Source organism: Nodosilinea sp. AN01ver1 (assembly GCF_050565655.1).
Lineage (GTDB): Bacteria > Cyanobacteriota > Cyanobacteriia > Phormidesmidales > Phormidesmidaceae > Nodosilinea.
In genome coordinates this window covers 22,455-33,644 of record NZ_JBNXVS010000055.1, presented here as the reverse complement: position 1 = coordinate 33,644, position 11,190 = coordinate 22,455, and the positions used below count along the sequence as shown (strand labels likewise).

Annotated in this window: 6 protein-coding genes and 1 pseudogene; 4 read left to right on the top strand and 3 right to left on the bottom strand. The window is 59.8% G+C overall.

Going from position 1 to position 11,190, the window contains the following annotated elements; genetic code table 11:
• Positions 1 to 126: pseudogene (locus tag ACQ4N7_RS26470) on the top strand (IS4 family transposase); the annotation flags it as partial.
• Positions 127 to 333: 207 nt separating this feature from the next.
• The gene (gene guaD, locus ACQ4N7_RS26465) at positions 334 to 1,698 is read left to right on the top strand and encodes a guanine deaminase (RefSeq protein ID WP_430714440.1); all 1,365 of its coding nucleotides are present in this window, start codon (positions 334 to 336) and stop codon (positions 1,696 to 1,698) included.
• Positions 1,699 to 1,746: 48 nt separating this feature from the next.
• Here guaD and kaiC read toward each other — a convergent pair whose 3' ends face one another.
• From kaiC to ACQ4N7_RS26450, 3 genes are all read right to left on the bottom strand, one after another.
• Positions 1,747 to 3,303 carry a circadian clock protein KaiC gene (gene kaiC, locus ACQ4N7_RS26460; RefSeq protein WP_430714439.1) on the bottom strand — a complete coding sequence of 519 codons (1,557 nt, stop codon included), beginning with the start codon at positions 3,301 to 3,303 and terminating at the stop codon, positions 1,747 to 1,749.
• A gap of 356 nt (positions 3,304 to 3,659) precedes the next feature.
• Positions 3,660 to 3,974 (bottom strand): circadian clock protein KaiB, encoded by a 315-nt coding sequence (gene kaiB / locus ACQ4N7_RS26455; protein ID WP_017301921.1) that lies wholly within the window; start codon positions 3,972 to 3,974, stop codon positions 3,660 to 3,662.
• A gap of 81 nt (positions 3,975 to 4,055) precedes the next feature.
• Positions 4,056 to 4,919 (bottom strand): circadian clock protein KaiA, encoded by an 864-nt coding sequence (locus tag ACQ4N7_RS26450; protein ID WP_430714438.1) that lies wholly within the window; start codon positions 4,917 to 4,919, stop codon positions 4,056 to 4,058.
• A 220-nt stretch (positions 4,920 to 5,139) separates the two neighbouring features.
• Here ACQ4N7_RS26450 and ACQ4N7_RS26445 point away from each other — a divergent pair, with 220 nt between their 5' ends.
• Complete coding sequence (locus ACQ4N7_RS26445; RefSeq protein WP_430714437.1) at positions 5,140 to 7,233, top strand: histidine kinase dimerization/phospho-acceptor domain-containing protein; 2,094 nt, start codon at positions 5,140 to 5,142, stop codon at positions 7,231 to 7,233.
• A 248-nt stretch (positions 7,234 to 7,481) separates the two neighbouring features.
• Positions 7,482 to 11,153, top strand: coding sequence for an EAL domain-containing protein (locus tag ACQ4N7_RS26440; protein ID WP_430714436.1), 3,672 nt, complete (start codon positions 7,482 to 7,484; stop codon positions 11,151 to 11,153).
• Positions 11,154 to 11,190: the final 37 nt, after the last annotated feature.

Below are 11,190 nucleotides of genomic sequence, written 5' to 3'. Positions count from 1 at the left end.
TCACATGGGCGAAGGGCCAAGAGTCTATTCCGGCTTGGCTGTGACTTCCTGCGGCGTATCTCCTGCGATCTCACCTTGCGCCGCACTGAGTTCAATCAGGCGCTCCAACTTTTGTCCTTGTACTGAGGCTGTCAACTAGCGCAGACTATGGCTTAATCACGACCCTTGGCCCCACAGTACTTTTCATGAAAGATCTGATCTGCTAAAAATCAGCTAAACATTCTTTGGTTAAGATTTCGCTTCTGAGTTTAGTAAACGATGGACGAAAGATATTTTGGCGTTGATGTAGGGTTAAAGCGCAGCAAAAACCGGCAGTAGAGGTTGACGATATCTATGGGGCAACCACTGGCATCATCCGGTTTTTTGGGCGGCACTGTGGCCCTCAGAGGCGCACTGCTAGACTTTGTGAAGGATCCCTTCTATGGACCTGAGGCCGAGGCGGTGCGCTACGTTGCCGATGGGCTGCTGCTGGTGCGGGAGGGAAAAGTTGAGGCGACGGGCACCTATGCCGATTTGGCGGCTAGTTTGGGCGATCGCCCTCTGGTTGACCACACCGGCTGTCTGATTACCCCCGGCTTTATCGATACCCATATCCACTACCCCCAGACGGGCATGATGGCGGCCTACGGCGAGCAGCTGCTGGAGTGGCTCAACCGCTACACGTTTCCCACCGAGCGCAGGTTTGCCGATGCTGACTACGCGCGGTCGGTAGCCGAGCTATTTCTTGATGAATTGCTCAAGAACGGCACCACTACCGCTCTGGTGTTTGCGGCGGTGTTTCCGGCCTCGGTTGAGGCTTTTTTTGAGGCCGCTGAGGCTCGCCACCTGCGCATGATCAGCGGCAAGGTAATGATGGATCGCAACGCCCCCGACTACCTCCGCGATACGGCTCAATCATCCTACGAGGAGTCGAAGGCGCTGATTGAGACGTGGCACGGGCGGGGACGGCTGCTCTACGCGGTTACACCTCGGTTCGCGGCCACCTCCACCGAAGCTCAGCTGAAGCTGGCGGCTCGCCTGCTGGATGAGTTCCCCGATGTCTACCTGCACACTCACCTGTCCGAAAATGTCAATGAGGTGGCCTGGATCAGGGAACTGTTTCCCCAGTACGCCGGATATTTAGACGTGTACGACCAGACGGGGCTGGTGCGGGAGCGATCGCTGTTTGCCCACGGCGTGCAGCTCACCGATGCTGAATTTCAGCGGCTTGCCGAGGCCAAGGCGGCGATTTCTTTCTGCCCCACCTCCAACCTGTTTTTGGGCAGCGGTCTGTTTCGCATCGAGCAGGCCAAAAACCCCGAGCACCCGGTCAAAGTCGGCCTGGGTACCGATGTGGGGGCGGGCACCAGCTTTTCGCTGCTGCAAACCACCAACGAAGCTTACAAAGTGGCTCAGCTGCGGGGCCAAAAGCTCTCGGCCTTCAAAGCGCTCTTTCTCGCTACCCTGGGCGGGGCCAGGGCGCTGTGTCTGGAAGACAAGTTGGGCAGCTTTGAGCCCGGCAAAGAGGCTGACGTTGTGGTGCTCGACCCTCAGGCAACCCCGCTGCTGGCCCTGCGCAACGAGGGGGGCATTCCCGAAACCCTGGAAGGGCTAGAGGATCTGCTGTTTTCGCTGGTGATTATGGGGGGCGATCGCGCCGTAGCCGCCACCTATATCATGGGAGAGCGTGCCTACTCGTCTAAAGTTAATAGCCTATAAAGATATTCTTGTGGGATAGCCATCCCGGCTGTCCAATTCCCTACCTCTCTACAGCTCTGAATCTCCCTGCACACCCTGAATAATGCGCGATAGCTCGCTCTTTTCGTCCACCGCGATACGGGTGGGCGAGCCGCTGATGATCCGCTCCAGGTTGCGGAACGAGTCTTTGATGTCTGGTCCCTGGCTGTTGATGGTGTACTCACGAATGCCCTTGTCGTGCCACGAGCCGCGCATTTTAAAGACGTTGATTGCTCGCGACAATTCGCCGCGCACCTCGACGTACTGCAGCATCAAAATGGTGTCGGTAATGGTGGAAATGTGCGACTCAGTGATCGAGTGCAGCCCCATAAACTGCTCGGTGGTGTTGGTGAAAAAGCCGGTAATTTCTTCCTGCTTGGCAAAGCCCGTCACCCCAATCACAAACTGCCGAAAGGAATTGTTGCTGACGCCGCGATCGAGGGCGGAGAGCGAGTCGATCGCCACCCGCGAGGGCTTAAACTGCGAGATCTCGGTTTTGATGATTTGCAGGTGATCTTCTAGACCCGCCGACTCGGGGTAGGCGCAGATAATCTTTAGCAGCCCCTGCTCTTCCATCGCCTCAAAGTCGACCCCCCAGGAGTAGGCGTTGCGGGAGAGCTGGGCGCGAGATTCTTCGTAGGCAAACAAAATGGCTCGCTCGCCGTGCTTGCAGCCATCCACCAAAAACTTGCTGACCAGCAGGGTTTTGCCCGTGCCCGTCGCCCCGGTAGCCAGGATGATGGAATCTTTGAAGAAGCCGCCGCCGCACATTTCGTCGAGGGTAGGCACTCCAGACGACACCCGCGCGTTGGACGATCGCTGGGTCAGCTGCATCGCCCCCAGCGGGAAGATGTTGACACCGTCGTTGGTAATGGTGAAGGGATACTCCCCTTTCATGTGGGTAGTGCCCCGCAGCTTGAGAATTTCGATCGTGCGGCGACGGCGCTCCCCCTCCAGGGCGTTGCGCACGATCACCACGTTGTCGGAGACAAATTCTTCTACCCCAAACCGGGCTACCGGGCCGTACTCGTCCAGGCGCTCGGTGGTCATGACGGTGGTCACGCCCATCAGCTTAAGGCGGGCCACCAGGCGAAAGATCTCGCGCCGCACCACCGAGGCGGCGTCGTACTGCTGAAATACCGCCGTCACCGAGTCGATCGAGACCCGCCGGGCCTTGTATTTGCGAATGGCGTACTGGATGCGCTCGATCAGCGCCGAGAGGTCAAAGTTGCCTACCACATCCTGCCCCTCGGGGTCGGGGGAGGCATCGAGAATAAACAGCTTGCCGTCGTCAATCAGGCGCTGCAGGTTCCAGCCAAAGCTGTAGGCGTTTTGAATGATGTCTTCGGGCGACTCTTCAAAGGTGACAAATACCCCAGGCTCGTCAAACTGGGTGATGCCGTTGTAGATAAACTGCACCGCAAACAGGGTTTTGCCGGTTCCCGAGGTGCCGCTGACCAGGGTCGATCGCCCGGCTGGCAGGCCACCGTGGCTAATGTCGTCAAAGCCCTCTATGGTTGTGCGTATCTTCTGCACGCCGACGGGTCGCACAGAGGTCTGCAGTTCGGTTTGGTCAGAGTCTGTCATGGGAGATGGTTACAGGTATCGGGCAGAATGACGGCCCTTAATAACTTACAGGACATCCTGAGGATCAAGCATACCCTGAGGCGGCTAATCTAAAGGATTTTGAGCCCGTTGGGCGATCGATTGAGGTGGTTACCTGAGCTTTAGAATTTGCTACTCGACCTGAGGGTCTTAGTCTACCCGCGCGAGCCGTTGCTCCAGCGCCTAGATCAAGGGTGAACAGGTCTGTAGCGGAGGCAGGTACAGACCGCAGCGGTCGAACTAATGCGCCATTCACCTGGTAGGCGACATCTCTCCAGGGCTGTGGATACAGCCCGGCTCCAGCTCGATCGGCTAGGGACTGGCCGTGCGATCGCGGGCTACCCGTAGATATCGTCTTCGCGCAGCTCATCGTAGAGCAAGTCGAGACCAATCAGCACCCGCTCGCGATCGGACAGATCGCCAATGATTTTGCGTACCGGCGGCGGCAGAATTTTGGCCAGGGTGGGAGTCGCCAAAATCTTGTCTTCCTCGGCCAGCTGCGGGTTTTTAAGCACGTCAATGACCTTCAGGGCATAAACCCCCTGAAATTCTTCTTCCAAAATATTGTTGAGGGTTTTGAGGGCGCGAATGGAGTTGGGAGTGTTGCCCGCGACGTAGAGCTTGAGGATGTAGGTCTTTTTAACGGAGCTCATGGAACGCTGTGGTTGACAGGAATAGGGGTGATTGTATCGGGAAGTTTTTGGGGCGCATAGCCTTCTTTTTGAGGGCACAGGCTAGGGTTCACGGGGGATCGATCGCCGGTACATTTCGCAGAGATGGGCTATCACGTCGATCAGAGTGAGGCGGTAGTCGAGCAAAATTTCTTCGCTCCGCCCCTCCAGCTTAAGCTGCTTGGAGAAGGTATCCATCAGCTCCATATGAATTTCAACAATTTGGGCTACCGAGATGTCAGACATAAAGGCCTGATCGACAAAGTCATCGATCAGCTGGTTGAGGTTGAGCTTAACGTTGCTGGCAAAATAGGCCAAAACAATCTTGCGGTAGTCGCTCTTGAGCTGGTCGAGCAACGCCTGGCGGTCTTCCCGGTTCAGGTGGCGAAAAAATTGGCTGGGGTTGCGTTTGTAGTAAACCCCCAGGTAGCCCAGCCGGGCCTTGAGTTTTTCGGTGAGCTGGTGTTGCTGGTTGCTGAGGTTGGCAACCAGGGAGCTAGACTCATGAGCAGACGCAGTGGTGGAATCTGCCTGGCTGGCATTTGAGTGGCGTAAAAACTCCTGAATGGCGGTCTGAATAGCACGATCGACCTGGGACAGCGCCTCTAGGGAATGATGTACAACAGTCCCTGAATACTGGTCAGACTGGGGCACGGGCCGCGCGATCGCCTCCCGATTGCTTACCAGTACCACCACCGGCAGCACCAGGTTGAGTTCTTGCAGGGCGGGTCTGAGGGCATCCTGCCACACCTGCTCGTCAACCACCAGGCAGTCGGGCGGGTCAGGACGGCTCTGGAGCCAGTCTAGGGCGTCGCCAATCAGGGCCGTCGGATGCACTACATATCGGCTCGGATCCAGATTCAAATCGGGAGCCTGCTTATCCTGATCAGCGTGGGTCAGGCGATAGATCTGAAGGGGAGAAACCAAGGGGCGATGGGTAACGAGCAGGACAACGGGAAGAACGGCAGGGTGACACACCCCAGGGCAGACAGTGACAGTGTTTCTTAAACCTTTGGCCAGAAGCTGTCAACAAAGGCAACACTGCGTGAGAACGTGAGCAAAACCGAGATATTGTCAATTGTAAAGGTTGGTTGCCAGAATACAGCCTGCCCCTAAATCTGGAATCAAACCCCTAGGGGATTAGCCCATGGCGCTGCCGCCCCTCGACTATTTTTTAACGCCTGCTCCAGCCTACGGCCTGGTTACGCCCCTAGGCGAGATTGCCCAGGGTTTAGGCCAGCCCGCGGGGGCCGTTCAGGGCAGCTCGGTTGCACCTAGCCACATCATCGTGGTTGATGACGAGCACCGCCCCCTAGGTACCCTGACCCTGGGACAGCTGTGGGCCTGTCATCACGCCCAGGGCCGGTCCTCTGGGGCCAGTGCTGAGCTCCGGGTGTTTGACTGTCAACTATGGCTAGAGCCCGTGGTTGAAGTTTCTGCCAGCCAAGCGTTAGACATCCCGGCGCTAAGCAACCTGGGGCGGCTGGTACAGGGAATGCCTTCGCGTCCGTTAGTTGTGGTAGATTCCGATGGTCAGTATTTGGGGGTTTTGAACCCGGTTCGACTGCTCGGCTGGCTAGCCCTTGAGGCCAAATCGAGCGCGCCTGAGCTAAGACTGGCAGGGGCCAGTGCGTCAGGGGCCGGTGCGACTGAGAGCAGTACTGCCCTCCCCCCTGAGTCGGCCCAGGGGGCGGGGGGACAGCGGGCCTGGGTGCTAGAGCTGAGCCATGCTCTCAAGACTCCAATGACGACGCTGCTGGGGTTGTCTACCCTGCTGCTCGACAGTCGGGTGGGCCAGCTGAATGAGCGCCAGTTTCGCTACGTCAGCCTGATTCAGCAGGCCATTCGCAAACTCACGGGCCTGGTCAACCTGCTGATCGACTGGATGCGGCTGGAGGCGGGTCAAATTAGCCTCAGTCTGGAGCGAGTCTACCTCCAGCCCCTGGCCGACGAGCTGGTGCCCAGTTTTTTAAGCGCCCAGCCTGCGCTCAAAACCGCTGCGACCTGGGCCGAGGAGTTTAGCGTTTGCCTGGCTACCGCCGAGGGCTGGGTGCAGGCTGACCCGCTGCGCCTGCGTCAAAGCCTGCACTACGTTTTGGGCTACCTGATTGCCCACGGTGCTATCCCAGCCGGTCTGCTGGTCGAGCCGTGGGGCAACTGGCTGAGCTTTACCCTTTGGAGCTCAACGGCGATCGCTAACCCAGGGCCACCCTTAGGGGCAGCGATGCCTGCCGAGCGGCGATCGCGGCCCGACCCGCAGCCCGACCCCGAATCGCTGGAAGGGCTGGGGCTGGGGCTAGCGCGTCGCTTTAGCCAGCTCCAGGGCGGTGAGCTGAGTGGTTACAGTACGCCCACCTGGGGGAGCCGCATTACCCTGCTGCTGCCCACCAGGGCTAGCAGCGCCAGCGAAACCGTGCTGGTGCTGCTGGCTAGCGCCAGCGAAACCCTTGTTGAGCAGGTTTACAGCAGCCTGCGAGGTAGCCCCTACCGCCTGGCGGTAGCCCCTAGTTGCCAAACCATGGCGGCACTGCAGGCTCGCCTGTCGCCGCCCTGTACCCTGATCCACTGGGAGTCCCTGGCCGATGCTCCGACGACTGCCACCGGCTGTCTAGCTCTGGTGCAGCGTTTGGCTATAGCTGGAGTCGTTAGCCTGAGATCGGCCAGAGCCAGCCCTGACGACGGCCCCAGCAGCGGCCAGGGTTTCGATTCAAACCTCAATCCCAACCAGGCCGCTGCGGACTCAGGGGCGACCCTGCCCAAAACGCTCTTCACCGAAACCCTGGCCCAGGGGCTGCGGCCAACCCTCGATCAAATTTGCCTAACTCCGCCCGTTTCGCTGGCGTCTCTCAAGGGATTGACCATGCTGCTGCTGCGGCCGGGCAAGGCAGAGGGCGTTTTGCCCCCGCTTGTGCAAACCTGGCTGCAGCGGTACCACTGCCGCCTGCTGCAGGTCGACGATCTGCAGCAGGCCAACCTGCTCAGCCGGGTGTGGCAGCCCCAGGCGGTGATTTTAGACGGGGCAATGCCGGTCTCGATCGCCTACCTACAGGCCCTGGCTCGTCAGCCTGACCTGGCCCGTCTACCGCTGCTGGCCCCAGTGCCTCCCGTCGATTGGGCGGCGGCCCAGGCCCTAAATCTGCCCCTGGTAGCCTGCCCAGAAGTACTCACCCAACCGCTGCCGCAGGCCCTGGTGAGTCTGGTGCAGGCGATCGCGCTGGCCCCTCCGGCCCCTGCCGACTAAGACTGATACAGTGAGCTAAGCGGTACCTAGAGATTGCCCAGGTTAGCCGAGCGCGCGCCATCTCAGGTCGATAACGGTCGCTAGAGCACGGTCAGACAGCATTCCTAGCGGTAGTTTGGGCATATTAAGTCACATAGTCGTGGGGCCGGAACCCACCATGCCGATCACCTATGTACGATTCTGAGTTTTGTTGCCCTGACGCCACAGATAGTCATCGTTCGGCTCGGCTTAGTCCTCCCCCCTCCTCTGTGCTGCACTGGCTTACCCTGGTGCTGCTGGGTCAGCGTCGTTTGTCGTCGGGCCAGCCTGCGGCCCCCCAGCGCTTAATTGACGTGATGCCGGGGATTGTGTTTCAGGCCGATGGAGATGCCACCTGGTCGATGCGCTACCTCAGCGCCGGGTGCTACCCGCTGACCGGCTATCAGCCAGCGGAGCTGCTCAGCCCAAATAGCGCCGTCTCCTACAACACGATTACCCACCCCGACGATCTGCCCCAGGTGCTGGAGAGCATTCAGCGGGCGATCGAGTTTGGCCAGGCCTACGAGGTGGAATACCGCATTCACACCCGCAGCGGCGAGGAGAAATGGGTGTGGGAAAAGGGGACTGCCGTGGTGGGTGAGCAAGGGGTAGTGGTCGGCATTGAGGGCTTTATTACCGACATCACGCCTCTGAAGCAGTCGGAGGCCGCCCTGCGCCAGGTAGAGCAGGCCCTGGAAGCTCGCGAAGATTTGCTAGAGCTGGTGCTCGACAGCATTCCCCAGCCCCTGTTTTGGAAAGATAGCCAGGGTCGCTATCTGGGCTGCAACCAGGCCTTTGCCAACGCCATGGGGCTCGCTACCCCAGCCGATATTGTTGGGGGCACCGACGGCGATCTGCCCTGCCTCAGTGCCGAAGAGGCGGCCTACCGTAGCGCCCGCGATCGCCTGGTGATGACCCACGGTATGGCTGACCTCCACGCCATTGAGCCCCAGACCCACCCCAACGGCCAGCTGGGGTGGGTTGACTGTAGCCGTCTGCCCATGCGCGACCCCAGGGGCACCGTGATTGGCGTGCTGTGCACCTTTGAAGATATCACCCAACAGATTGCTGACCAGCAAACGCTCAAGCGACGAGAGCAGGTTTTGGCCACCCTGGCCGAGATTCAGCGGCAGCTGTTGGCCTGGCAGTGGGGCTGGCAGGAGCGCTCCATTACCCAAATTTTTGCGGCCTTAGGTGAAATCTCTGGAGCTAGCCGGGTTTACTACTACGAGCTGCAGGGAGGCTACGAGCCCCAGGGAATCTATGACCTACCCCGAAACCCGTCACTGCAGTCTTTAACCCTGGTGCAGCGAGTTGAGTGGTCAGCCCCTGAGGTACCGTCTACCGTCGACGATCCCAGATTTCAAACGATGCCAATCGAGCCGCTCTTTGCCGACTGGTATGTCACCCTAGAGCAGCGGCAGGTGATCAACCTGGTCGAGGCCGACTTTTCTGACCTCCAGCGACAGGTGCTGACCAGCGCGCCCAGCTACGTCAAGTCGCTGCTGCTGCTGCCCCTGGTGATTCAAAACCAGCTGCGAGGGGTGATGGGGTTTAGCAACTGCACCACCCCCCAGCTGTGGGACGAGGCTGAGGTTGACCTGCTGCGGGTCGTAACCGCTGATTTGGCCCTGGCCCTGGAGCGGCGGCAGACCGAGCTCTCGCTGATGCGAGCCGAAGCCAAGTACCGCAGCATCTTTGAAAACGCCGTCGAAGGCATGTTTCAAAGCACGCCCCAGGGCCAGTATTTGACCGTAAACCCGATGCTGGCCAGGATCTACGGCTACCGTTCACCCCAGGACCTGATTCAAAATTTGACCGATATCAACCGGCAGCTCTACGTGCAGCCCGGTCGTCGCCAGGAGTTTATCGACTTGATCTGGGCGAATGGGTCGGTGCTGGGGTTTGAGTCTGAGGTATACCGCAAAGACGGTGCCGTGATCTGGATTTCGGAGTCGGCGCGGGCGATCTACGACGATCGCCAGGTGCTGATTGGCTACGAGGGCACCGTCGAAGACATTACCGATCGCAAGCGGGGAGAGGCGGCCATTTTGCGCCGCGATCGCCTGCTGCAGGGGGTAGCCGAGGCCAGCCAGTGCCTGCTCACCACCGCCGATGTGCACCAGGCGATTCCCCAGGTGCTGGCCCGCCTGGGCCAGGCCGCCACCGCCGATCGCGCCTACGTCTACACCCACCATCCCCAGTCGGTGACGGGCGAACCGGCCATGACCCTGCGCTACGAGTGGACGACCTCAACTACGGCCTCCGGCATGGGTCAGCCCTACTGGCAAGACCAGAGCTACCGCGCCCTGGGCCTCGAGCGCTGGCTGACTCTCCTCCAGCAGGGCAAATCAATCTGCTCGCTAACTCGCCATATGCCTGCCGCTGAGCAGGCGGTGCTGCTGAGGGACAGCATTTTATCTATTTTGATGGTGCCGATCTTCATTGACGCTGAGCTGTGGGGCTACATCGGCTTCGACGCCTGCCAGCAGGAGTGGGAGTGGAGCGCCAGCGACGAGTCAATTTTGGTGGCGGTGGCCGCCAGTTTGGGAGGAGCCCTCAAGCGCCAGCAAACCGAGGCCCAGATGTGCTATCAGGTGTACCACGATGCGTTGACCGGGCTGCCCAACCGCGCCTTTTTTGACCAGCATTTGCCCCAGGCGATCGCCCGCACCAGCCAGAGCGAGCAAATGCTGGCGGTCATTTTTTTAGACCTCGACCACTTCAAAACCATCAACGACACCCTCAGCCACGCCGTGGGCGATCTGCTGCTGCAGCAGGTGACCCAGCGAGTGAGCGCGGCCCTGCGGGCCGAAGACATTGTGGCCCGCTGGGGCGGCGACGAATTTACCCTGATTCTGCCCAACCTGGCCAGTTCTAACGATGCGGCCAAGGTAGCTCGACGCATTGCTGACCAGCTAACCCCACCTTTTTTGCTGCAAAACCACGAGCTGCACGTCACGGCTAGCCTGGGCATTGCCCTGTTTCCCCAAGACGGGCAGGACATGACCACCCTGCTGCAAAATGCCGATGCCGCGATGTACCGGGCCAAGCAGCAGGGCCGCAACAACTACCAGTTCTACACCCAAAGTCTGAGCACCGAAGCCGCCCAGCGGCTGAAGCTAGAGACCTTTTTGCATCACGCCCTGGGGCGCGACGAGTTTGTGCTCTACTACCAGCCCCAGGTGAATGTGGCGACCGGCGAAGTTGTGCAAATGGAGGCCCTGCTGCGCTGGCAACACCCCACCCTGGGGCTGGTGGCTCCCTGTCAATTTATTCCTTTGGCCGAAGAGAATGGCTTGATTGTTTCCATTGGGGCCTGGGTCATGCGCACCGCCTGCGCCCAGGTGATGGCCTGGCAGCGGGCCGGGCTGCCCCTGGTAAACTTGGCGGTCAACCTATCGGCCCGGCAGCTGCAGCATCCCAATTTAGTCAACACCGTGGCCACCGTGCTGAAAGAAACCGGCCTGCCCCCCGCCCACCTGGAGCTAGAAATTACCGAGACCGCCGCGATGGCCGATATGGCCACCTCCATTGAGCGGCTGCAAGACCTGCGCCGTCTGGGGGTCAAAATTTCGATGGATGACTTTGGCACCGGCTATTCCTGCCTCAGTCACCTGAAGCAGTTTCCCCTCGATGGCCTCAAGATCGATCGCGCCTTTGTCAAAGACCTGCCCCACAGTCCGGTTGACCAGGCTATGGTCAACGCCATTATTGCTATGGCCCAGGGGCTTTCGCTCAGCCTGGTAGCCGAGGGGGTAGAAACCACCGCCCAAAGCCTGTGTCTACACGAGTTGGGCTGCACCGGCATGCAGGGCTACCTGTTTGGGCGACCCCAACCCCCCGAGGCGGCGGCGAGCTACCTGCGCCCGACCTATGCTCAGGCCTGGCAACGGACCTAGGGGCGATCGCACGATCTAGGCAATGGCTAGATAATGG